The 24,840-nt window shown below is 40.5% G+C and carries 20 protein-coding genes; 6 read left to right on the top strand and 14 right to left on the bottom strand.

Going from position 1 to position 24,840, the window contains the following annotated elements:
- The 5 genes from LV92_RS13255 to LV92_RS13235 all read right to left on the bottom strand — a co-directional run.
- On the bottom strand, positions 1–247 hold a 247-nt coding region (locus LV92_RS13255; RefSeq protein WP_146613548.1), incomplete at its 3' end, for a transposase.
- Positions 248–351: 104 nt separating this feature from the next.
- Positions 352–3,840 carry an efflux RND transporter permease subunit gene (locus LV92_RS13250; RefSeq protein WP_111624103.1) on the bottom strand — a complete coding sequence of 1,163 codons (3,489 nt, stop codon included), beginning with the start codon at positions 3,838–3,840 and terminating at the stop codon, positions 352–354.
- 7 nt (positions 3,841–3,847) lie between these two features.
- The gene (locus tag LV92_RS13245) at positions 3,848–5,017 is read right to left on the bottom strand and encodes an efflux RND transporter periplasmic adaptor subunit (protein ID WP_111624102.1); all 1,170 of its coding nucleotides are present in this window, start codon (positions 5,015–5,017) and stop codon (positions 3,848–3,850) included.
- Positions 5,018–5,039: 22 nt separating this feature from the next.
- Complete coding sequence (locus LV92_RS13240; protein WP_111624144.1) at positions 5,040–6,380, bottom strand: TolC family protein; 1,341 nt, start codon at positions 6,378–6,380, stop codon at positions 5,040–5,042.
- 43 nt (positions 6,381–6,423) lie between these two features.
- Positions 6,424–7,029 carry a TetR/AcrR family transcriptional regulator gene (locus LV92_RS13235; protein ID WP_111624101.1) on the bottom strand — a complete coding sequence of 202 codons (606 nt, stop codon included), beginning with the start codon at positions 7,027–7,029 and terminating at the stop codon, positions 6,424–6,426.
- Between the two features lie 159 nt (positions 7,030–7,188).
- Between LV92_RS13235 and LV92_RS13230 the strand changes: the two genes are divergently transcribed.
- Positions 7,189–8,163, top strand: a complete 975-nt coding sequence (locus LV92_RS13230; protein WP_111624100.1) for a polyprenyl synthetase family protein — start codon at positions 7,189–7,191, stop codon at positions 8,161–8,163.
- 40 nt (positions 8,164–8,203) lie between these two features.
- Here LV92_RS13230 and LV92_RS13225 read toward each other — a convergent pair whose 3' ends face one another.
- The 4 genes from LV92_RS13225 to LV92_RS13210 form a co-directional block, all read right to left on the bottom strand.
- Positions 8,204–11,614 (bottom strand): HEAT repeat domain-containing protein, encoded by a 3,411-nt coding sequence (locus LV92_RS13225; protein ID WP_111624099.1) that lies wholly within the window; start codon positions 11,612–11,614, stop codon positions 8,204–8,206.
- Between the two features lie 67 nt (positions 11,615–11,681).
- Positions 11,682–12,830 carry a lycopene cyclase family protein gene (locus LV92_RS13220; protein WP_111624098.1) on the bottom strand — a complete coding sequence of 383 codons (1,149 nt, stop codon included), beginning with the start codon at positions 12,828–12,830 and terminating at the stop codon, positions 11,682–11,684.
- A 133-nt stretch (positions 12,831–12,963) separates the two neighbouring features.
- Entirely contained in the window at positions 12,964–13,452 is a 489-nt protein-coding gene (locus tag LV92_RS13215) for a thioredoxin family protein (RefSeq protein WP_111624097.1), read from the bottom strand.
- Between the two features lie 5 nt (positions 13,453–13,457).
- The gene (locus tag LV92_RS13210; RefSeq protein WP_111624096.1) at positions 13,458–15,761 is read right to left on the bottom strand and encodes a TonB-dependent receptor; all 2,304 of its coding nucleotides are present in this window, start codon (positions 15,759–15,761) and stop codon (positions 13,458–13,460) included.
- A 79-nt stretch (positions 15,762–15,840) separates the two neighbouring features.
- Between LV92_RS13210 and LV92_RS13205 the strand changes: the two genes are divergently transcribed.
- Genes LV92_RS13205 through LV92_RS13185 form a run of 5 tightly spaced genes read left to right on the top strand, consistent with a single transcriptional unit; the run spans position 15,841 to position 18,668 of the window.
- The gene (locus LV92_RS13205) at positions 15,841–16,503 is read left to right on the top strand and encodes a metal-dependent transcriptional regulator (protein ID WP_111624095.1); all 663 of its coding nucleotides are present in this window, start codon (positions 15,841–15,843) and stop codon (positions 16,501–16,503) included.
- Complete coding sequence (locus LV92_RS13200) at positions 16,500–17,321, top strand: ZIP family metal transporter (protein WP_111624094.1); 822 nt, start codon at positions 16,500–16,502, stop codon at positions 17,319–17,321. Before LV92_RS13205 ends, LV92_RS13200 begins: the two co-directional genes overlap by 4 nt.
- Before the next feature lie 45 nt (positions 17,322–17,366).
- Positions 17,367–17,798, top strand: a complete 432-nt coding sequence (locus LV92_RS13195; protein ID WP_111624093.1) for a PH domain-containing protein — start codon at positions 17,367–17,369, stop codon at positions 17,796–17,798.
- A gap of 33 nt (positions 17,799–17,831) precedes the next feature.
- Entirely contained in the window at positions 17,832–18,245 is a 414-nt protein-coding gene (locus LV92_RS13190; RefSeq protein ID WP_111624092.1) for a DUF2141 domain-containing protein, read from the top strand.
- A 36-nt stretch (positions 18,246–18,281) separates the two neighbouring features.
- Positions 18,282–18,668, top strand: coding sequence for a DUF423 domain-containing protein (locus LV92_RS13185; protein WP_111624091.1), 387 nt, complete (start codon positions 18,282–18,284; stop codon positions 18,666–18,668).
- Between the two features lie 3 nt (positions 18,669–18,671).
- Here the strand turns inward: LV92_RS13185 and LV92_RS13180 are convergent, their stop codons facing one another.
- The 5 genes from LV92_RS13180 to LV92_RS13165 form a co-directional block, all read right to left on the bottom strand.
- Positions 18,672–20,204 (bottom strand): carboxypeptidase-like regulatory domain-containing protein, encoded by a 1,533-nt coding sequence (locus LV92_RS13180; protein WP_111624090.1) that lies wholly within the window; start codon positions 20,202–20,204, stop codon positions 18,672–18,674.
- 846 nt (positions 20,205–21,050) lie between these two features.
- Positions 21,051–21,200 (bottom strand): hypothetical protein, encoded by a 150-nt coding sequence (locus LV92_RS21795; RefSeq protein ID WP_170126321.1) that lies wholly within the window; start codon positions 21,198–21,200, stop codon positions 21,051–21,053.
- 113 nt (positions 21,201–21,313) lie between these two features.
- Complete coding sequence (gene feoB, locus LV92_RS13175) at positions 21,314–23,551, bottom strand: ferrous iron transport protein B (RefSeq protein ID WP_111624089.1); 2,238 nt, start codon at positions 23,549–23,551, stop codon at positions 21,314–21,316.
- On the bottom strand, positions 23,548–23,790 hold the full coding sequence (locus LV92_RS13170) for a FeoA family protein (protein WP_111624088.1): 243 nt from the start codon (positions 23,788–23,790) through the stop codon (positions 23,548–23,550). The genes feoB and LV92_RS13170 overlap by 4 nt, the downstream gene beginning before the upstream one ends.
- Positions 23,791–24,009: 219 nt before the next feature.
- Positions 24,010–24,684: an SCO family protein gene (locus LV92_RS13165; RefSeq protein WP_111624087.1), complete on the bottom strand. Its 675-nt coding sequence runs from the start codon at positions 24,682–24,684 to the stop codon at positions 24,010–24,012.
- Between the last annotated feature and the right edge of the window lie 156 nt (positions 24,685–24,840).

Raw genomic sequence — 24,840 nt, 5'->3', positions numbered from 1 at the left:
CTAACTCAAGTATTTTTTGTTCAGGTGTTTTGGCCATAGCATAATAAGGTCGATGTTCCCAATCAAAGTTACCATATTTCTTCAACCATTTGGTCACCGTTGAGTCTCCTTGAATACCATATTTGGCCTTTGCTTGAGCTTTCGTAAGAAGTCCTTGTTCAATTTCTTCAACTAATTGAAGCTTAAAAGAAATGGAGTAATCTTTTTGGGTACGCCTGGTATACCCCATATTTTCTGATGTTTTCATTACACTAAGTTTTTAGTGTATCACTATTTCAGGACGGGACATACAATAATAAAAAAGAGCCTGTTTTATTAAAACAGGCTCTTTTTTATTTGGTGGCATATAGCCTAGGCAGCTGCTACTTTCTTAGTTTTTGGTTTGCCACTGCCCCTTAGGGCTATTTTCATCCTGTAGGTAATATTAAATAGTACAGGAACAATGATCAGAGTTAGGAAGGTGGCTACTATCAACCCAAAGATTACCGTCCAGGCCAAAGGTCCCCAGAATACCACGTTGTCCCCTCCCACGTAGATATGTGGGTTAAATTCTGAAAATAAGGCGAAGAAGTCGATATTTAATCCGATTGCCAAGGGGATCAATCCTAAAACAGTGGTGATAGCTGTTAGCAGAACTGGTCTCAGCCTGGCTTTTCCTCCCTTAATGATAGCTTCAGTAACATCTTCCCTCGTTAATAGGGATTTATCATCCATACCTAGCTTTACCTTCCTACGGTCTATGAGAATCTGGGTGTAGTCCAAAAGAACCACACCATTGTTTACCACAATACCGGCCAAGGATATTATTCCCATCATCGTCATCATGATCACAAAAGACCATCCCGTAATCATTAGACCTCCAAATACCCCAATAAAACTTAGGAAAATAGCAATCATAATAATCAGTGGCTTGGAAATGCCTCCAAACTGAAATATCAAAATCAACATAATCAAACCTAAACCGGTGAAAAATGCACCAACAAGGAACATCATCTGTTTGTTTTGCTCCTCTATCTGTCCGGTGTAGTCTATTTTAATATCAGCAGGAAGGTTTTTAAATTCTTCCATTTCCTTTTGGATCTCCGCTACAATGGCCGCCGCATCCGTAAAACCAGGTTGTAGTCCGGAATATACGGTAACCACACGTTTATTGTCCCTGTGCTTAATGGCACTAAAGGCCGAAGTATTTCTTTCGGTGGCCACGGCAGAAATAGGAATTTCTTTGATTTTGCCCGTAGATTGGTCCCTAAAAATAATATTTTGGTTGAATAAGGCGCTTTTATTATATCTTAAATCTTCGCTAAAGCGGACATTGATATCGTAATCATCCCCATCTTCCTTATAGACCCCAGCTTTTTCACCAAATAGAGCCCTTCGCAACTGGTTCCCCACTTGCCCCACAGAAACCCCTAGCTCACCCGCTTTCTTACGGTCTACGGCAACCTGCATAGAGGGCTTGCTTTTGTTTACATCGATTTTTATTTCTTCAATACCAGCGATATTTTTGGTATTGATAAAGTTTCTAATATCCTCCGCGGTATTGATCAATTGGTCGTAATCTTTCCCTTCCAATTCAATGTTAATAGGATAACCAGCTGGTGGGCCATTGGCCTCTTTTTCCACGGAGATGGCTACGCCGGGATAAACACCGCTTAGTCCGGCCTGAACTTTGGCACGGATGTCCTCCGTGTTTACTCCCCTTCTATATTTAAATTCGCTGAAGTTGACCGTGATTTTGCCCTTATGGGGCATTTCGGCTGCAGAACCTCCATCGGCCAATGGGTTACCGGCGCCTTCACCAACTTGGGAAACGGCTGTAGTCACAATAAAGTTTTTCCCATCGTAAAAATTAGCCTGGTCATTGACAATACCATAGACTCTTTTTTCAATATCAAGGGTAATTTCATTGGTCTTTTCTATGGCAGTACCCTCGGGGTATTCTATATAGACATATATTTCATTGGGGATATTGTCCGGGAAGAATTCTATTTTGGTTCTTCCGCTGCCTACGGACATACCGAACAGCATAAACACGGCCACCAAGAGCATTGCCGTTATTCCAAAATACCAGTATACATTCTTTCCTCTTAAGGCATGTACCAATCTTTGTTCATACCAGTTTTCAAAACGGGTCATCGTGTTTTTTTGAAAGCGAAGGGCCCATTTTTTAAGTACATATTTGTAAATCCAAAACATTGCTGCCGTTATGATCAATACAGAGCCAAGCCCTCTCATTGCTCCACCGAACAACAGGATCAATAGGCCAAGACCGCCCATAACAATACTGATACGAATCAGCTGTTTTCTGGTCAGTTCCTTTTCATCCGTATCCATAAAGTTGGATACCAACATGGAGTTCATAAATATGGCGACAAACAGTGAGGATCCCAATACTACCGACAAGGTAATTGGAAAATAGATCATAAACTGTCCAAATATCCCAGGCCAAAGCCCCAGGGGAACAAAGGCTGCGACAGTGGTAGCCGTGGAAATAATAATGGGAAAGGCAATTTCACCAATTCCCTTTTTTGCTGCTTCAATACGTGGCATTCCCTCATCCATTAAGCGATACACGTTTTCGACCACAACGATACCATTATCTACCAACATTCCCAATCCCATGATCATTCCAAATAAAATCATGGTATTAAGCGTGTAACCCAACCAGGACAGGATCATAAAGGACATAAACATGGACATAGGTATTGCAAAGCCAACGAAAAGGGCGTTGCGGAAGCCTAAGAAGAACATTAGGACCCCTACCACCAAAATAATTCCGAAAATAATATTGTTTACTAGGTCATCTACCTGGTTAAGCGTTCTTGTAGAGGAATCGTTGGCAATGGAAATGTGAAGATCTGGAGGAAAATAGTTGGCCTTTGTGGTCTTCACTATTTCCTTAATCTGATCGGATGCCGAAATGGAATTTTGGCCTGCTCGTTTTTTTACATCCAACATTACAACGCTTTCCCCAAATTCCCGTGCATAGGTAGTTTTATCCTTTTCATCAAAATGAACGGTGGCAATATCTTTTAAATAGACGGCCCCGTTTTCCGATTTTACAACAAAATCGTTAAGCTGCACCGGATTTTCTATCTCGCCCAATATGCGTATAGTACGGCGTTGGCCACCAATCTTTAAATTTCCTGCTGACATGGTCATGTTGCCATTGCCAATGGTCTGCATTACATCGTCAAAACTAACCTTGGCAGCCATCATTTTATAGACATCTACCGCAACCTCCACTTCTTTTTGCTGAGCTCCGCGGATGTCGGCCTTTTTTACTTCAGGGAGATTTTCAATTTCGTCCTGCAGGTATTCTGCATATTCCTTTAATTTTTCTACCGGATAATCCCCGGTAAAATTGATGTTCATAATAGGAACTTCTTCAGAAAAATTTAGGTCGAACACATTGGGTTCTACCTTAGCTCCGTTAAAGGTGGGCCAGTCTTCACTTGCTTTTTCACCATCAACCTCATCCTTTACCTTTTGCTTTGCCGCTTCTACGGTAATTTCTTCGTCGAACTCAACGGTGATAATGGAATAATCTTCCTGTGAGGTAGAAATAATTTCCACCACATTGCTAATATTCTTTAATTCATCCTCCAAAGGATCGGTTATCAACCTTTCTATATCCTCCGCCGTATTTCCGGGATAGGGGGTACTTATATAAATCTTGGTTTCTATGATCTCTGGGAAGTCTTCCCTTGGCATGGCCAGATAGGAGGAAAAACCTATCCATAGGAAGATACCGATCATTACATAAATAACCGATGGGTTATCTATTGCCCAGGACGATAAACTAAATTCTTTGTCTGCGTTTTTTTGTAGTTTGCTCATGGACTCCTTAGTTTAAAACTTTCACTTTTTGACCATCCTTTACGCTTCTAGCGCCTTCTTTAATGATATGATTTCCATTACTGATTCCGGATAGGACTTCCACGAAACCATTTTGGGTCTTACCTGTAGTGATGATTTTCTTGGTTACGATGGCTTCGTTTTCGTCATTTAGTTCTTCTGCCACGTAGGCATACTGCTCACCATCGGCATTTTCGGAAACAATACTTTGTGGAATAAGAATGGCGTTTTCACTGGTGTAATCGTTCAATTGTACCTTGGCGCTCAAGTTGGGTTTAATTGTGCCTGTCTTGTTGGGCACAGGTATTTCTACAGTAAAGGACCTGTTGCCAGGGTTAATAAAGTTTCCTGTTTGTCTAATGTTGGTCATAATACTATCGCCTAAAACAGGGAAATATACCTTGGCTTCCTTGCCGTTTTTGATGCTTCCCAAATAGGTTTCCGGTACCTCCACCACAATGTACATGTCCGAGAGGTTTACTATTCGGAAAACTTCGGATCCCGGACCGGGGGCAACCACTGTTCCTTGGTCTTTGATAACATCGTCTATAATTCCGGAAAAAGGAGCCCTAATGGTGGACTTTCCTAATTGACTTTCCATTTGTTTAACCGTATTTTCGGATGCTTCATAGTTGGTCTTTGCCTGTAAATACTGAATTTCGGAACCTATCTTTTGATCCCACAATCTTTTTTGACGTTCAAAGGTGGTCTTTGCCAATTCCGCCTGGGTTTTTAATTGCTCCAGTTGGCTGCCCATACCACCATCATCTATGCTGGCCAATATTTGACCCTTTGTTACTTCTTGTCCCTCTTTTACATATACTTTGTGTAGTACACCTTGCATCTCAGGATAAATGAGCACATTTTGTTTAGTTTTTACATCTCCCTGTAAATCCAAGAAATGGTCGAATTTTTTGGGCTCGGCTATAATTGTGGTAACTAGGGGAAGGTTTTCATTCCCGCTCATTGATCCAATTACCGAATCCAATTTTTTCATTTCGGATTCCAATGCTTTTTGTTTCTCGAAGAGTTCACTTTTTTTGGTGCGCAATGCGTTAAGATCTCCTCCTGAGATAAGGTCGTCTACAGTTTTTTGATTATCGCTTCCACAAGAAACCATTAGGGTTCCCAATACGAATATTTGAAGTATTTTGTTCATAGTTATAAATTCTAGGTTGATGTTATAGTTTGCTGTTAAGTACCGTCTCCAAGGCCGTTTTATTGTTTATTACCTCTACCATGGATTGAAGGTATCCCTGTTGTGCATTATAGAGTTGTGTTTGAGCCTGCCTCAGCTCAAAGCTGGTGGCAAGTCCTTCGGAGTATTTTATTTCGTTTTTCTTTTCAATACGCTCGGCCAAGGCCAAATTTTCACTTGCCGTATTGTACTGCTCAATAGAAAAGAGGTAATTGCTCTTGGCGGTTTGGTGTTGTAGGCGAATACTTTGTTCCGTCTCGGATTTCTGTGTTCTTGCCTTTTCAAGCGCAATTTTTGCCCTAGCGGTCTTGGCACTTCTACCAAGGGAACTGAAAATAGGGATACTGAGGTCAAATCCAAGTATGGAGGAATCAAACCATTCCGTTTCGTTCTTGAAAAAGTTAAACTTATCACTATAAGATGTGCTACCGTAATTTATAAAGGCATTCAAGGTTGGCAAGGCCAAACTTTTTTGCAGCTTAAGCTCCAATTCCCTTTGCTGGTTAAGATTGTCCACCATTTTAAAATCTATGTTGTTGTCCATGACCAGATCTTCATCCAGAAGCTCCAAACGAATTTGTGCCTGAGCCAAATCGGACAGATTTTCCTTTAGTTGGGTAGGAGCATCTATATCCAGCCCCATTATTAGATTTAACATTTGTAGGGTAATGGTCTGGAGGCGTAAGGAGTTTTTTAATTGATTTTCTACCGAGGATAGGGTAATCTGCAATTGCTCCACGCTTTCCTCATCACCAAGACCATTTTCGAAAAGCTTCTGGGTTTCAAATAAATTTTTCTCCAAATTGGCCTTGTTCTTTTCCAGTATGGCGATACTTTCCTGGGATAACAATACATTGCCATATGCTTCTACTACAGATTTGCGTACGTCCAATTCTGTCTTTTCCTTATTGTTGTCGCTGTAGGCAATAAAGGCTTTAGTGGCTTGAATGCCCACGATATAGGATCCATCAAAAATCTGTTGTTTTAGTGTAGCGGTGGCACTGGCAGTTTGTGGCTGTCCAAATACAATAGGAACATAGGTTCCGGGCTCTTGGCCCACGAATTCTCCTGGCAGTAGCGAAACGGGCTGCTTTAATTGGTTTTGATAACTCACGGCACCATTTATTTGTGGTAGTCCGGTGGCTATGGTTTCCCATTTTTGTTTTTGAGCATCCAACAGATCTCTGTCCGCATTAATGGCCCCATAATTATTTTCTATGGCGAAATTAATGGCTTCCTCCAGGGTGAAACTATTAGTTTGTTCCTGGGCGTAGGACCAAGTAGCTGTAAATAGCATCAATAGTGCTAAAAAACTGTTTTTCATAAAATTGGCTTTAAGTTTTTTGATAAGGTTATTTAGCTGTATTTTATTCATAAGTTGAATTGATTATATCATTTAGTATCTTTCTGCCCTTTGGTGTTACAATTCCGCGCAAATGATATTCAAGAAAATAATCCTGTAAATCTTTGGCCGCGAAATTTCCCTCCGGAAAGAAGCGCTCGTCCTTAATACTGGCTACGCCCGAAATATAGATTCGAGATACAAACTCCACATTTAAATTTTCCCTGTAAATCCCCAGTTCCAAACCTCTTTTGATATTATTAATAGTGCATTCCTGCATAAGCTCATATTGCTTTTTCCTTAGGTTTGAAAAGATTTTGGGATAGTATTTCTGCAATTGGTATTGGGGGGAAGATTTTTCATCCTTCAAATGTGAAATGACAAACTTTTTTATTTCGTACAATTCCTCAATAGGATTCTTGCCTGTTGTACATATACAATCTATCCCAGAATTAATTTGGTTAAATAGACTAAAAGTACACTCCTGTACCAATCTGGTCTTGTTTTCAAAATGGGTGTAGATCGTTTTTTTTGATATCCCCATTTCATTCGCCAAATCATCCATGGTAACACTTTTGAACCCGAGGTTCAAAAACATATCCGTTGCCTTTTCTAAAATTTTTTCCTTCATAGAGTCGGCAAAGATAATCGCGGAAACTTATAAAACAAAAAAAGTTTCCTAAGTTTTACGTTTTCTTAACATTTTAGCGCAACACTTCTTTTCGCATCTGAATTTGTTTCCCTATGAAAAGTGATTTCTTTTAATGTATTTTTGAGGAAAATTGCCGTTATGCACAGTATTGAACAGTATAGGTCCCAGTTTTTGGCCCATATGGAGCAGAAAGTGAAAATTAAGGAACCTGTAAATCTTTATGAGCCCATTTCCTATATACTAAATCTAGGGGGGAAACGATTAAGGCCAGTATTGACATTGATGACCACTGATATTTTTGGAGGCGACTATAAAAAAGCTTTGGATGCTGCATTGGCCGTGGAGGTATTTCACAATTTTTCCTTGGTTCATGATGATATTATGGATGAGGCCCCTTTAAGGAGAGGGAAACAGACCTTGCATAAAAAATGGGACTTAAATACCGGAATTCTTTCGGGGGATGCCATGTTGATATACAGTTATCAACTTTTGGAAAGTTATCCTGCCAAGAGTTTTAAGAAATTATTGAAGGTGTTTAGCAAAACCGCTTTGGAAGTTTGTGAAGGGCAGCAGTATGATGTGGATTTTGAGAGCAGGGAAGATGTTACTATTCCAGAATACCTGATCATGATACAAAATAAAACTGCGGTATTGGTGGCAGCTGCTATGAAAATGGGAGCCATAATTGCAGATAAGCCGAACGATGTACAAGATTTAATATATGATTTTGGAAAGAATCTGGGAATTGCGTTTCAGTTGCAGGACGATTATTTGGATGCCTTTGGGGATCCCAAGAGCTTTGGCAAACAGGTTGGGGGCGATATTATTGAAAATAAAAAGACCTATTTGTATTTGAAAGCCTTGGAAATGGGAACCTCGACCCAAGCGCAGGAGTTGGAACACTTGTTTTCCATTAAACCAAAAGATCCCACAGACAAAATATCCACAGTAAAGCAATTGTTTGAAGAAGCTGGAGCGGTATCTAGAACTATTGAAGAAATAAAAAGTTATACCGATAGGGCCTTCACAACCTTGGATATGCTGAACCTGGAACCTGGGAAAAAGGAAAGATTAAGGCAGTTCGGTACTGCCTTAATGAACCGCGAGGTTTAAGGTGCCATAGAGACCATATGGGATTTACTTTGGTATTGGGTTAATCCTTTTTCAAATTGGCCAAAAACTCTATTACATCCCTAATTTCCCTTTTAGACATTATTGTCCCCATGGGAGGCATCCCTGAAGCCATATTTTGTCTTTTGTCTATTCGGGACAAAGCAATTTCCATGGGTTCCGCATCCGAAGTTTTTAATATTAGCTCATCCTGGGTTTCCTCTTCCAATATTCCTGTAACTGTTTGTCCGTCCTTTAGTGTAACGGTAACCATGCCATATCCTGGCGATAATCGTGCGCTAGGATTGATCAAGGATTCAAGTAGTTGTTCCCTGCTTAAAATATTGCCTATATTGTCCAAGGCAGGGCCCACAGCTCCCCCTGCACCACCAAGGGCATGGCATCTAACACACTGCCCGGCGGAATTGGTGTTGAAATATTGATAACCTGCCCTTCTATCCCCTCCATTTAGGGTTTCTGAATAGGCTTCCAAACCATCCCCATGTGCTTTTAAAATGCCCAATTGGGAAATTAGCTCCTCGGATTTTGTTGCCTCTACAGCCTCTGTTAAATCCAAAATAACCCCGTTGGAAAGTTTTTTGTCATTTCCCTGTTTTATAAGGGAGATTAAAACGTCCTTACTTTTTTCTAGGGGCATTTCTCCCAGGACACTCAACATCTTTTGTTGTTCCACAATGGATCCACTTTTAAATATAGGTTCCACAATGGTGGGCAGCTTTTCTTTGGGGAGATCCAGCTGGGTTACCAACCCTACTGCAACGGTACGGACACCCCGATCTTTATCCGCCATGCCTATCTTCATAGCCTCCTCTATTTTGCTGTAATTCAAATCTCCTAGCGCCGCTAACATGGCCGAACGTACCTCCGGGGAAGCATGGCTTTTCATAATCTGTGCCAATTGGGCATTATATCCCTCAATCTTCAAGGAGCTAATAGCCTTGGCTGCAGCCACCAAAATGTCGGGATTTTTATCTTTTAAGAAGTCTGGAATATATTTTTCTATCTTCTGTTTTACTACTATGGCATCCCTGTTTATCTCGCCTCTGTAGCGGCCATCTACCCTATCCAACACGGATGGGGAGGCCCAAGTACCAATGGCTGCCAATGCCTCGCCTCTAAGATTGCTTGAAACGGATTCTCTTTTTGCAAAGTTGATTAGCAGGTCCAGTTCTTTCTCTCCACCAACCCTAAGAGCGGCATTTATACTCCTGCGCAATAAAGGCTCTGCAGTATATTTTTCAACTTCCAACAAAGAAGCCAATGCAGGCAGGGCGGATTCAATGGACCAATCGTCATTGATGGCCCTAGCAGCTTCGGTTACTATATATTCTTCCTGGTCTTTTAAAAACAAAGCCAATTGTTCACTCTGTAGCCGTCTCAATACCAAGACCGCTGCTATGCGCAAACTTCTGTTTTCGCTTTTGGCCAAGGCAACTATAGGGGCAACTTCCCCAATTCTCGACAATGCCAGTACCCCGGCATGTCTTAGATAGAGGTCATCGTCATTGTTGAATTCCAACATTTTCAGAAGTGGCTCAATTGCATTTTTGTCCTTTATCCTGCCCAAGGCTTGGGCGGCAAAGAAACGGACCCTGGCATTTTCGTGTCCCAGTAAGGGAATTAAATCCTTCCCTGCATTATTATATTTTACATCCCCCAAGGTTTTGGCAGCCTGTGCCGCTATTTCGGCATCACTGTCCTTCAAAAGCCCCATTAGTGATTCGGCCCTTTCCAAATTTTTTCTCGCCAACTGGCCAATGCCCCATATGCCATGTACGCGGGCCAATTGATTTTGCTTTTGCGCAATAGCTGCCGTCAAAGCTTTTAATCCTTTGTTGTCCCTATCGGCCAATTCTAACTGTGCTTTTTGCCGAATACGCATATCCGGATAGGATAGGAATTGGGTCAATTTATCCACGCTTTGATCCGTATAATCCAGGGTCATTAGTCGCTCTGTTTCCTTTCTTTCGGCCTCCAAGTCGTTTTTGTTAGGGGCCACATCCAACTTCCAGACCCGGCCGTAATTTTTGGTGTCCCAGCCATTCATCCAATCGGCAATATACAGGGCGCCATCGGGGGCGAAACGGATTCCCGTTGGTAAAATTCCGCTTAGGATATCCTGTTCGTTATTCAATTCAAAAGAGGCGCCTTTTGGTTTTAGGTCAAAGCTCCATATATGGGATCTACTGGGGTTTCCTACAAACTCCACTAGAAAAAATTTGTTTTTCCACTCCTTGCCCAATGCTGTTCCGGGGTTGTATGCCATTCCTGTGGGACCATTGTGAAAGTTCATTATTGGAGGAATAATATAGGCGGCCTGACCCTCCCAATGTGGGACGAATAGTTTTTCATCCATCCAAACATTATAGCCATTGTTTTTGGGGTCGGTGTACTTGCCATATTGCCAATTGGAGCGCCATCCCGCGTCGGAGCCTTCTACAATATAAACCAATCGCTCACTCTCCCCGCGGTGATCCCCATCATTGTCCGCCGTAATAATATTACCGTATTCATCAAATACAAATTCGTGGGTGTTACGGACCCCTGCGGCAAAAACCTCAAAATCACTGCCGTCGGGATTGGATCTAACAATAACTCCTTGATTGGGGTATTTATGGTGTGTTCCGTCTGCGGTAGTAATATTGGCGCCTATATCGCCTATACCCCAATATATTCTTCCGTCAGGACCTTCAATGGCGCCCGACATTCCATGACCTCCAAAACCTATATGAACCCCATAACCATGGGAAATGGAAGTTTTATCACTCATAATACCATCTCCATCCTCATCGGTAATTCTCCACATATCCGGGGCAATACCTACGAACATGTCATTTTTCCGAACCAATAATGCTCCTGCTACGTCGGATGTTTCTTCGTGAAAATCATTAAGGATTCTTGTAGCAACATTGGCCATACCACTGCCATTTTGGTCTTCCAGCTTCCAAATTTCCTCCTTTTGAACCGTAAGATCCCTCCAATCATGTACACTATCACTATTAAGGTCCTTTAGCCATTCGTTTTCCGAACTTTTTTCGGTAGCGAAGGTTTCGTGCAAGAAATTTTTTCGATCTTCCACAGATTGCAGGGCTATGGACGGTGTCATCCAATGCCTAAATCCCCTAATATCAAATTCTGAGTTTTTTTGACGGTTGGTTCGAGTTAGATAAATATGTCCTTCATCATCAACGGACATGGCCACTGGATCTGGAGCCAAAGAATCCGAAGCCCATAAGGTAAGGGTTAAGCCTTCGGCAACCTGTGCGGGAACGCTTTCCCTTATTTCCTTAAATCTGATCCGGGCGGTTGCCGTATCCTCTTTTATGACCAACAAAGGTTCCTTTGGTTGCTTGGGTTTTTTATCGCAGGAAATGGTGAAAATGCCAAAAAGAGAAACTATTAGGGCAATTCTGAGGGAGATATTGTTTCGCATGGGTTTAAATTGGTCTTAAAAAGAATAAAATATACGTGTATAAATCAATATTATAAAATATTGCTTGTTAAATTAGAAATAGCCTACGGAAAAAGGCTTGGATAAACTCTTTTTTGGGGCATGCCAAAATAATGCTTAGGTCTTGCCAAATTGTGGATTTTTCATCCAAAAAGGCAAAGATTTTTTGTGGGGTGCGATTTTTAAACAATTGTCCAAAAATTAATCGCCCCATGTCGTTATCCTTAGATAGTATATCCAACAAAAGAAGGTCATAAAACCAAAACCGGTCCTTTTTAAAGAAGATATTTAGGGGTCTATTCTCTTTTAGAAAGGGTATGAGGTTCTTTGTTTTTTGGTGTGTCCGCATAAAAGTGTAGCCGGAACTTGGCTTGGCCCATCCGCCAGCAACCCCTATATGTATAAGGTTCTTACTGTTGTGAATGTTGAAATTATAACAGCTCATAGGGATATTTCCCTTTTCCGTTTCCAATATTTCGTAATGGTGGCAATCCAGATTATCCTTTAGATATTTCTTTATAGCTTCTTCATATTCTTGGGTAGGGAGCAGATTTTTGGAGAATAAGGTGTACTCCACCAGGGCCTCCGTATTAGAAAATGGCAGCACATACATAAATCTCGTGTTTCCATTCTGAGGGATGGAAAAATCCATAAAAGTGGCCTGTTGACTGTCAAAAACGGCTTTGTCACATTTTATAAACCATCCTATAAAATGTTGCTGTAGGACGGGGTATTTTTTTTGTTGTAACAGGGGTTTGTAGTCGAATATGCTATTGAAAACCTTTTTGCCGATATAAGTAAGGGAATCTGTGGCGACAATTACTTGGTTATCCCTCTCTTCAATATGGACAACATTCCCTTTCAAAAAAGTAATGTTGGCATGCCTATTTATTTTTGTCCTGTAGGCTTGGTAAAAATCTTTTGCCCTGATCATCTTGTATGTGTAGGGGTCAATGGGCATAAGTTTGGAATAGGTGTCATCTGCTACCAAAATATGATCCCAGGTTTTATGTAGAATGGTATCAAATTCACCCTTACCCTTCTCCCAAAAACACCAGGTACGATCATTGGGTTTGTCCAAATCCTTGTCCAATAAAAGAATTGATTTTTTCGAAAAGAAACTATCTTTTCCCAGGGCGTTGGCCAACAGCAGACCGGAGGCTCCGGCACCAATAATAATATAATCGTATGTGGCCATGGACGTGGTCTCTATTGACCTGGAATATGTTGGGTTAAGTACTGATCCAATATCCAAATAAAGGATATTTCCAAAAGTACAAATTCTATTTATAGTACTTATATTTTCTAGAAAGCTAAAAATTTAGCTCGGCTTAGGGCATATTTTCGAGGATTGAGAGCAATTGTCCTGCATCCAGATATTGGAAATAACGTGCTAGGGCATTAAAATTGGAATCCATGAAAACCATAGCGGGTAGGGTAAAGGGAGTGTCTTTTCTGCTGGCTAAAAGAAGCGGAATTTCGTGCACGGAATTACGTCTGTTGGCCTTCTTATTGGTAAAACTTTGTTGCCCGAAAACTATGGTGTCGGTTGTTTCCACATTCATCTTAACGGCATAAAAGCCATTGTTGAGTATACGGACTACCTCAGGGTCTTTGAAAGCTACTTCATCCATTTTTAGGCATGGGGCGCACCAATCCGCATAAAAATCGATAAATACCTTTTTAGGATGTACCTTAAGGGAATCGTGCAATTGCTCAAAACTGATCCATTGTACTCCACTCTTGGCTTGGGCATATATTTTATTTGAGCCAAAGTTAAATAGGTAAAGGAGTGTTAAAAAGGTCAGCTTATTTTTCATGTCAATTACAATGATTTTATTCTTAATCCAACAAAAACGGTTCTGGGTGCCCCTGGGCCATAAACGTAATTACTATCCCTGTTTTTGCCCAGGTCGAAATCGTCCTGGTAGGCGTTGGTCAAGTTTTTTAGCCCACCGAAAACTTCCATTCCCGTATCAATATTGGGAAATTCAAAACTGTACCCCAGTCTGAGGCTAAGTTCCGTGAATGAAGTGGACTTAGTATATTCATCCAGAGCCTGCCCAGTTCCTTCCCCGCTAAAATGGACCAGTTCCATAGGGCCTGTATACACTATATTGGCACTGGCGCTCAATTTTTTGGTAGGTGTATACGTAAAGGTAGCGTAACCGTATTTATCAGGGGTTCTTAGAAATTCCCTTTTGGCTTCCAAGCCTTTAATATTCTCCACGGCATCATCGAAGAGGCTAGATTGTAGGGTCAGGCCGGCATCGATCTGTAGCAAATAATCAAAATTAGCCCTTGTTTCCAGGGTAATGCCTTTTACGGTGGCACCGCTGCCATTTCTCTTTTCGAAACGTTCACCAAATTGGTCTTCCCCCAATGGGAAAAGATAAAAGGCATCATTTAAATGAGTATAAAATCCCTCCAGGGTGAACCCTGCAATAAAGTGTTCGCTTGCCTTGTCATAATTCACTGATGCTGTAAAACTGTTGGAGCGTTCTTCTTTTAGATTATCTGAAAGGGATATGCGTGAAATGCCACCTCCGGCAAAGGCAATGTGCAGATCGGTATCAAAGGCTTGCGGAGCCCTGAAACCTGTTCCCCAGCCTAGCCTTAATTGTGTCTCTTTCTTCCATTTGTATAGCAAGGAAAGCCTAGGGCTTATAATGGCCTTGTCCAAGAGGTTGTGTTGGTCTATTCTAAATCCTGAAAGAAAATTTAAATCTGAAGTTAGGTCCCAATCATTCTGTACAAAACCTCCAAGATTTCTTGTGGTCTGATCTATTTTGTAATTATAGGCTTCAATTATATCCAACACCTCGTCATATACATACTCGGAACCAAGTGTAAATACGGTCTTGCTCCCTAAAAAGGAGTTGAATCTATGATTGTACTGTGCCCCCCCTTGATGGGTGGTAACATTGGATATGCCATAGGGAGGGTCCGCATAAAACTGGCCCAATTGGGGTTCCTCGTCCGGGATGATGCCGGTATAATGATCGCGATCGGTATATTGACTGCCATAATAAAGTATCAAAGCACTTTTTTCTTCATTAAAATTAATCTGATAATCCAAACTGCCCATAAGCACGTTATGGGTCCTTTGTTCCGACTGTTGTGCCAAATGGGCAGGTTTGTCTACCATTTCTCCCCCGTAGCGGTATTCATTAATACTACTTATGCTCGCTTCCAGTTTTTGGTTTTCCTGTGGGATATAAAAGAAGTTGGTTCCAAAAGAATTGTTTTTTAGCTGTGGAAGCTCGGAAAAATTATCACCGTTGTCATCATAGGTGTCACGGTCCCGCTTACTGACGAAAAATGTAGCGCCGGCATTTTTCTTGGTGTTGACTACAGTTGCATTTCCAACAAGAAGGTGATCGTTGCTCCTATTGCCCATATTTTGATAGGTGTAGGTAATCGCATAATCATTTTGTCTTGGAATCTTGGTCATTACATTTACTGTTCCCCCAATAGCACTGGATCCATATAGGGCGGAGACGCCACCGCGGACTATTTCTATACGTTCTATCATATTGGCAGGAATTTGTTCCATACCATATAAGCCGGTAAGCGGGCTAAATATGGGTCTCCCATTGATAAGGATTTGGGAATAACCTCCTTGGAGTCCATTTATACGCAATTGGGTATAATTGCAGGTTTGGCAATCGGTTTCAATGCGGAGGCCAGGTTGAAACCGCAGACCCTCGGAAAGATTGGTTGCTACTACATTATCCAGTGTTTTGCTGTTGATCAAATTTACGATTACGGGAGAGTCGGTTCGTCTTTTGTCTGTCCGGGTACCCGTTACCACCACCTGTTCCAGCCCCATAACATCTTCATTCAATTGAAAATTTAGTTGCAGGGGAAGGGAGCTATTTAGCGTAACCACTTTTTCCACGGATTTGTATCCTATGCTCTTACAAACCACGGTATAGGTTCCAAGTGGGACCTCGAGCAGATACTTTCCTGCTTCATCCGTAGTGGTGCCTAGCCGGGTATCCTTAAGTTGTATGGTAGCCCAGGGCAAAACCTCCCCTTGGGACACAACCGTACCCGCCAAGGTTCCAGTTTGTGAATAAAGGTTTAAAAGCGGTAAAAAAAGACTTGCCAGCAATATATTTTTCATTAATTTAAATTAAATTTTAGGCAAATCTAAAAATTTGTTTTTATAAATAAAAATGTATTTTTGTGTAAATAAGTATTTAATGACACGTTCGGAAGAAAACTATATTAAGACCATTTTTCATTTAGGAAGAAAAGGGACCCAGGAAGTTGCCACCAATGCTATAGCTGAACTAATGGAAACCAAACCTTCTTCGGTTACGGATATGATCAAGAGACTGTCCGAAAAGGACCTGGTAAACTACAAACGTTACCAAGGGGTTTCATTGACTGCCTTGGGTAACAAAACTGCCTTGGGTATTATTAGAAAACATAGGCTTTGGGAGGTATTCTTGGTGGAGAAGTTGGATTTTTCCTGGGATGAGGTTCACGAAGTGGCGGAACAGTTGGAGCATATTAAGAGTGACAAACTAATAGATAGTCTTGATAGGTTGTTGGCATTTCCAAAGTTTGATCCTCACGGAGATCCCATACCCGACAAGAATGGCGGATTTAAGGAAAGGGACAGGGAGTTATTGAGTGAAGTCGCAATAAATACAGGAGGCGTATGTGTTGGCGTTAAAGACTCATCCGCAACCTTTTTAAAATTTTTGGATAAGAACGGCATAGCTTTAGGGAACCAGATAAAGGTAATGGAGATAGAGGAGTTCGATGGTTCGTTAAATATTGAGATTGACGGCAGAAAAATGCAAATTTCACATGTCATTGCTTCTAATTTGTATATTAAAGCCAAAGATGAAATATGAAGGAGATTATTGATTATTTTGAAGCAATAGACCCCATTTTGGCAGCATTTTATGCCACTTTATTTACCTGGGGATTAACAGCTCTGGGAGCTGCCCTGGTATTTTTCTTCAAGACCATGAACCGCGCGGTGCTGGACGGGATGTTGGGTTTTACCGGAGGTGTTATGGTAGCCGCCAGCTTCTGGAGTCTTTTGGCACCAGGAATAGAAATGAGTCCCGGGGAGGGATTTGTAAAAGTAATTCCGGCGGCAGTTGGGTTTTTATTGGGGGCATTATTTCTTTTTGCTTTGGATAAGGTCTTGCCGCATTTGCATATCAACTTTAAGGAAAATGAAAAGGAAGGTATAAAAACACCATGGCATAAAACCACCTTGCTAACTTTGGCGATTACCTTGCACAATATTCCGGAGGGACTTGCCGTTGGGGTATTATTCGGTGGTGTGGCCGCAGGATTTGACGGGGCCACTATTGGTGGGGCTGTGGCTTTAGCTTTAGGGATAGGGCTTCAAAATTTCCCCGAGGGCTTTGCTGTTGCCATGCCATTAAGAAGGCAAGGGCTAAGCCGAAGAAAGAGCTTTATGTTTGGTCAGGCTTCCGCTCTGGTAGAACCCATTGCCGCAGTTTTGGGGGCTTGGGCAGTTCTTACGTTTCAGCCCATTTTGCCCTATGCTCTCTCCTTTGCGGCCGGTGCAATGATATTTGTGGTCGTGGAGGAGGTAATTCCGGAGACCCAACAAGATAAGTTTACGGACATCGCCACCATGGGATTTATAGGAGGTTTTATAATTATGATGGCACTGGATGTGGGACTAAGTTGAAATGTTCTATTTTATAAAAATTAATCGTCTATCTTCACTAATAATATGGGAAAAACTGAAAAAAGGCATTGGTTGCTCAACTTGCTTATTGTAGTCACAATAATTGTTGTGGCCATGGCTTTTACGGCACATTACAAAAATTGGGTAAAGACAGAAAAGGAGGAGCTGGAAATATTATCCGGAATATATTTCGTAAAAATTCCATATGCCGATATGGATAGTGTTACTAAGGTGGAAAAGATACCTTCCATGGAGCGCCTCAACGGTTTCTCTGTTAAGGAAAGGGAAAAAGGAGTTTTTAAAGAGGATAGTCTAAGTACAAACAAGGTGTATGTTTATGTAGATAAACTATCCCAACAAAAGATTCGGTTGGTCTATCAGGATTCAATGAAATTATTTTTAAACATGCCGGATAGTACCGAAACCGAGCTTATGTATCAGTTTTTGTCCAATAAAATTAATCCGCCTAAGGAATAGATGTAGCCTTTGGCTTTAGATTTCGCTACAACCATGAAGAAATATAGTTGGCTATTATTGTTTGTTTTTCCTTTTTTAGGGATGTCCCAATACAGCGTTTCTGTAGAAGTTCAGGGCGTGAAATCCTCTATTGGCAATATTAATATTGCCATTTACAATCGCTCCCAGGGATTTTTAAAATTCGAGGAAGTTTTCAAGGTAGACCGGATTGCCGCTAAAGAGGCAACCACCAACTTCAAGATTATGGACCTTCCCAACGGGGAATACGCCGTGGCCATTTTTCATGATGAAAACGGAAACGATAAGTTGGATACAAATTGGTTGGGAATCCCCAAGGAATCTGTGGCTTTCTCCAACGCCAAAATCAAAACATTTGGGCCTCCCAGCTATAAGGAGTGTGCCTTTAATTTGAATCGGGATTTGGATTTAAAGATGCAGTTCAATTAGGATATATGGTTTTTAATTCTTGTAAAAAATAGTCTTATGGTACTTATAGCTCATGTAATGGGTTCCCTTTACGGTCTTTTAGCGGTGGTTTTTGGTGCCTTTGGGGCGCACGCCTTAAAAAAGACATTGAATGAACAACAGTTAAAAAGTTTTGAGACAGGGGTAAAGTATCAAATGTACCATGCTATTTTGTTGCTGGTTTTAGGGTTTAATTTTAATCTGGAAACCGCCTTGGAACGATATATGATTTATAGTTTTATTATTGGGATATTTCTTTTTTCCTTTAGTATTTATGGTCTTTCCATTAGTGCGGCGAAGGGGAAGAAAATTAGGTTTTTAGGGCCAATTACGCCATTGGGCGGATTGTTATTGGTCATAGGCTGGGCATTATTGCTCTATTCCTTTATACAAAATTTCGTGTAGTAATTAATCGATCTCCACTTGGGCTGTAAAATCCTTAATGGCCTGGTTGGGCTCCAAAATGTTATAGCCCTTCCAAAATTCTGGATCATAGTTGGGCATATAGGTGGGGAGTACCGTATTATTTTCCTTAACGGAATTGAATTCTTGTTGGGTTATGTCCTCGGTATCAAAAAGGATAAGTTCATGTTTATTTATACCACTGCTGGCCATATCCAATTTTAAGTAAAGCTCATTTTGCTTGTTCCTTCCTTTTACGCGTTTGTTAAGTTCAATTATCTTTAAAGGTCTTTTTATTCCCACCTTTGCACCCATTTCTTCTTCTAAGTAGCGCAAATAATAAAATCCAACTTCATTTTTCGAGAAGATCATTTTGCCCCTGTCCAAATATTGGTCCAAGGAAATCCCTAAAAGCTTAAAGGTTCTCAAAGATTTAACATTGTTATAGTCCAAACGGATAATGGCAAAATCATCGGCGTTTATATATAGCCTACCCTTGTAGTCTTCACCCCTTTTGGGCTCAAAATCCATGATATACACGGCATCATCGCCCCAATAAGTAAAATCTATCATAGTAAAATCATAGCGATTATTTTTATGGATGAAGTTGAGGTCGGAGTCTTCAAGAAAAAATTGTTTTTCCATAATTTTTCCCAAACTTCCCTTTTTAAAGGAAGCAAAATTCTTCTTGCGCTCTTCTTCCTTTTTTTTCTTTTCCGCCAGTTCCTTTTTCAGGGCCTCGGCATCCGTGGAATCGGTTGCGAAGGTCATAAATTCGTCCGCGTCCACTTTGGTGCCAAATAGGCCCGATTTAATTTTGAAATAGGAATCGGGCTTTATATTTTTCTTTAGAATGTCATTGAACTTTTCCTCCAAGGAAGTCAGGTCCAATTCACTTTGCTTATCATAAAGGTCTGAAGCCTTTATCAGGGTCAGTTTTTGGTTGTCCTTTTCAAAATTGCCATAAAAGTCGCCAAGGATCTCAGTGTAACGACTGGATTTGTTTGGGATGGAACTTAGTATACTGTCCAAAAATTTCTTGTTGAGGGCCTCTATGGTAGATTCCTTGAACGTATAGTCCCTTTTTGTAAGGATTTGATGGTAGGAATCCCGAAAGAACACTCGTTTTTTAGTGAGGCTGGAACTGTAATTTCTGTCGATATTGATTTTCACCTGTTCAATGAGTTCTTCCGCGGTATATTGCTTGTTGCTTACAATAACAGGATTCAGCTCAATAGGTTTTGCGCTTAAAAGAATGACACTTTCTTTAAATTCGTTCAATGGCTTGCCCAAGGCTTCATATCCCATGCATGAAATAAAAAGAGAGTCGGTTTCCTTGGTGTTTGAATCCAGGAGTAAACTAAAACGTCCTTCCTCATTGGTAATTACCCCTTTTTTGTTGGATAATTGTACGGTGACGTAGGGGATAGGTTGTTGGGTAGCGGAATCTTTTACAACAGAGGTAATCATTTGGGCCTGATTGTAGAAAAAACCAAAAACAATTAGTAGTGCAGTAATTAAGGTTCTATTTAACGGCATAGAAGAGGTCTAAAGAAGACCAAATTAAGGAATTGGATAACTGATAGCAATGGTCTTGTGATTATTTTAAGACAGAAACATTCTTTTTAAGGCCCAGGTATAACTTTTGTGTTTATTTAAATCATTTAACCATAGTAAAATTATTCTTTCATTTTACTCAATTCGTTTTTATTTTTTTTAATAGGTTTTCGTGAATCTTCGATTTCTTTGCTGTACAATGCAACAGGTTAACTAAGTTGATGAATACGTTCTTTTTCATTTTCTTTGCTTGTCCAAAGAAAACGAAACAAAAGAAAAGACACCTTCTCCGATGAATTTTTTAGACCATGTCTAAAAACCGGTTTCAAAACTCCGCGCTTTTTTTAAAAAGAAAAAAGCTGGATCTCGGAGCTTTTAAACCCTATTCTGCGGATAAGGATGGCTAACGATAAGCTTCTCGTTATGGTTTTCGGCCAATTTTTATTTTAGTAGTAAATCAAAGAGTTTTCACATTGGGCTTAGGAAGGCCTGTCTGACGGATAGGCAGGCGTCCAAATAGCATATCACCTTAGTGAAAGCGGTCTGGGCGCTGCGGCAGTGGAAAGCCCGTAGATTTCAAGAAAAGAAAAATAAGCCTAGATTTTTTTGGATACTTTTTTATTCATAGGCTTATCTATTCCTTTTTAAAGGTATTCATGAATGCAGAGCATTTCATCGATGGAAAAAAGTATTAAATCATAATAGTTGGGTAGGTTCCAGTGTTCTATTGCGACTATCAGTTCTATCCACCCACAATTTTCGACAGTGATCTCTTTTTAAGCTAATAGCAATAAGTATTAAGGCCAGTAATTAGGAGCTTTTGCAATATTAATGACAACCACAATCGCCATCACCACAACTTTTGGAGCTGCGTTTTTTTCCAGCAAACAAAGATTTGGGCAGTAGGAATTTCTTTACCAGATACGCCAAGGCCAATGCCACTGTGATATAGACCAGAATGTTTTGAAGAATACTCATTTTTACTTGTTTTGGGTGTTTACCAGATAAAATTTTAACCCGGTCCTATGGAAAATTGGATCTAAAGTCTATTGTGTTTTTCTTTCACTAAACCCTTCCATCAATTAGGACAATTACTTTAAGATCTGATAAGCAATCAATGCCACAATATACGCAAAAAGACTCATAAAAACTAGCTGGGCAGCAGGCCATTTCCAAGTATTGGTCTCCCTCTTTACAATGGCCAATGTGCTCATACATTGCATGGCAAAGGCATAGAAAAGCAATAAGGATATCCCTGAGGCTAGATTAAATAATGGTTTTTTTGTTTTGGGATCCATTTCGGCGGCCATTCTGTTCTTTATGGTGTCCTCTTCATCACTGCCCACACTATAGATGGTAGCCAAGGTACCTACAAAGACCTCTCTTGCGGCAAAGGAAGTAAGTACGGCTATGCCAATTTTCCAATCATATCCCAACGGGCGTACAACAGGTTCTATAGCCTTTCCCATATATCCCATATAGGAATTTTCCAGTTTATAACTTGCAATTTCCTGGTTGGTGGCCTTTTCGTTTAGAGCCATTTCCTTTGTTTTTAGCGAGTCACTTATTGCTGCCTGGTCCAAGGCATAAACTTTTTGGTTTAAACTATCTTGTAATTCTAATTTATAGCTGGCCATTGAGCTTTCTATATTGGATTTGTTAAAGTCTGAAAATCCTTGGGTTTTTATCTGTTCGGTAACAATCGACTCTGCATTTTCAAAATCATCGGAAAAGCCATTGGAGCCCAAAAACCATAGTATAATAGAGATAGCCAATATAATTTTACCCGCACCCAGCACAAAACTTTTAGTCTTTTCCCAAACCGTGTACACTACATTCTTGATGAGTGGTAACTTGTAATTGGGCATTTCCATGACAAAAAAGGTCTTGCTCTTGATCTTCATAATCTTGTTCAAGATCATAGCGGAAAGTATGGCTGCCCCAAACCCCATAAGATAAAGGAGCATTAAGGTCAGTGCTTGATAGCTTAAGCCCAAAAATCTTCCTTCTGGGATTACCAGGGCAATAATGATCAGATATACCGGTAAGCGGGCAGAACAAGTGGTAAAGGGGGTAACCAAAATGGTAATAAGTCGCTCCTTCCAATTTTCAATGGTCCTTGTGGCCATGATGGCGGGAATTGCACAGGCCGTCCCCGAAATTAAAGGCACAACACTTTTACCGCTTAAACCAAAGGGACGCATTAATTTATCCATTAGAAAAACAACCCGGCTCATATAGCCAGATTCTTCCAAAAGGGCTATAAAAAGGAACAAGAATGCTATTTGGGGAATAAAAATGACTATCCCACCTATTCCAGCGAGAATTCCTTCCGCTATCAAATTGGTAAATACGCCAGGGGGCAAAGTGTCCTTGACCCATTCACTGGCAGACGCAAAGGATTCATCAATAAAATCCATTGGATAACTACTCCAGTCGTAGATAGCTTGAAAAATAGTCAGTAGGATGACGAAAAAGATAAGGTATCCGAATATTTTATGGGTCAAAACCTTGTCAAGCGTGGCTCTGAGTCCCTTGGCGGCATTTATATCCACCTTATAGGCCTGTTTTAGGATACCATTTATAAATTGATATCTAAGAATGGTTTCCTTTTGTTGAAGTCGCTTTAATTCGGATTTCGATTTGGTAGCAAAAGAGGCGGCAATGGTGATCGGATTCTTTTCTATGGGCATAAAATTTACATCCTGTGTAATTACCAACCATAGTTTATAAAGATCTTCTTTAGGAAAAGTGGCCTTCAGTTTGTCAAAATAATCGGGCGCAATTACCGTGGTGTCGACATTGGGGGATATGGACAGATTTTTATAATCGGCGATCAATTCCTTGATCCGGTCTATGCCCGTTCCCTTTCTGGTGCTTACCAAGGCAATTTTGGTATCCAATTTTTCTTCCAACAATTCAATGTCCAAGGAGATACCGGTCCTGGACATACGATCGGCCATATTGATAACCAAGATCACCGGAATTTTAAGATCCTTGATCTGTGTAAAGAGAAGAAGGTTTCTTTTAAGGTTTTCTACATCGCTGATGACGACTGCAACATCCGGAAAATCTTTGTCATTTTTGTTGAGCAATAGTTCTACAACCACACTTTCGTCCAAGGAAGTGGTATTAAGGCTATAGGTGCCTGGTAAATCCAGGATATGGGCCTTTACACCCCTTGGCAATTTACAGACCCCTTCTTTTTTTTCAACAGTAATCCCGGGGTAGTTCCCTACTTTTTGTTTTAATCCGGTAAGTTGGTTAAAGACCGAAGTTTTACCAGTATTGGGATTGCCTATAAGCGCAACCTTAATCTGTTTGCTCATAATGGGGAATCTTCAATAATTTCTAACTCTATTAGGGCAGCCATGGATCGCCTAATGGCAATATGGGTACCGTTAACGTTAATGTATATTGGGTCTTTAAGGGGGGCTACCTGTACCAATTCTATTTCGTTGCCCGGTAGACAACCCAGTTCCAATAGTTTTATCGGAAGAATTCCATCGGCAAATTCCTTGATGATTCCCTTTTGCCCTCGCCTTAATTGTGCTACCGTTGTAATCAATTTTTATTTAGATTGATTTTAATTAAGCACAAAAATAAAAGAAAAAGATGAAGTAAACAGCTAAAACCATAAAAAGTTGGCTGTAATAAAAGCGGTCTGCTATGGTTTGAAGATTGGATGTCCAATTTTTGGTTTGGACAATGTATGATGTGATGATTAGGCAAAGAGGGTATTCCGTTATTATTTTAAAATTTGTTTGTCAGAGTAGGGCCTATATTATCAGTCTTTATAAGAAGATTTCAATATTTCAAGGTCGCTCAGCAGCTTCTCTATTTCTTCAGAGTCTGTACCGTCATAGAACCCTCTAATTCTACGTTCCTTATCTACCAGAATAAAGTTTTCGGTATGGATCATATCGTATGGGCCGCCATCACCATCGGTTTTAACGGCCATATAGGATTTTCTGGCCAGTTCATAGATCTGCTGTTTGTTGCCGGTAACCAGATTCCATTTGCTATCCTTTACGCCTTTTTCCAGGGCGTATTTTTTTAGTTGGGGAACGGAGTCAATGTCCGGGGTTACGGAATGTGAAAGCAACATTACGTCATCATCATTTAAAACTTTATCCTGAATGCCGGCCATATTTTTTGTCATAATGGGACAAATAGTGGGACAGGTAGTAAAGAAAAAATCGGCAATATAAATTTTGTCGGCGTAGTCTTTTTGGGTCACTAATTTCCCGTTCTGATTGGTCAATGCAAAATCGGCAATGGTGTGGTATTTTTTTACGTGCTGTAAGGTGCTGTCCACCAATTCGAAATTTACCATGGCAGGCTGGTAGACGGGCAAAATTTCTTTGGGCTGCAAGGCATTGTAAAAAAGGGAAATAATTACTGCCGAAATTATCAGTAGCACAATGCCGAAGAATTTAAATTTGGCAAAAAACGAGCGCATTTTTTTTTGGTAAAGGTAGGGTAGATGGTTAAATATTTCAAGTAACTAAACATGGTTCGCTACTAAATCTTTCTTAAAAAGACCCGTGGGGGGAATAGTTTTTTTTTTAAGACCACGTAATAATGTACTTTTGTGCGTTTTTAAAGTTTAAAAAAA

The sequence above is a fragment of the Arenibacter echinorum genome (assembly GCF_003259375.1).
GTDB classification, from domain to species: Bacteria; Bacteroidota; Bacteroidia; order Flavobacteriales; family Flavobacteriaceae; genus Arenibacter; species Arenibacter echinorum.
The sequence above is the reverse complement of the archived record's forward strand: the minus strand, read 5'-3'. Positions and strand labels throughout refer to the sequence as shown.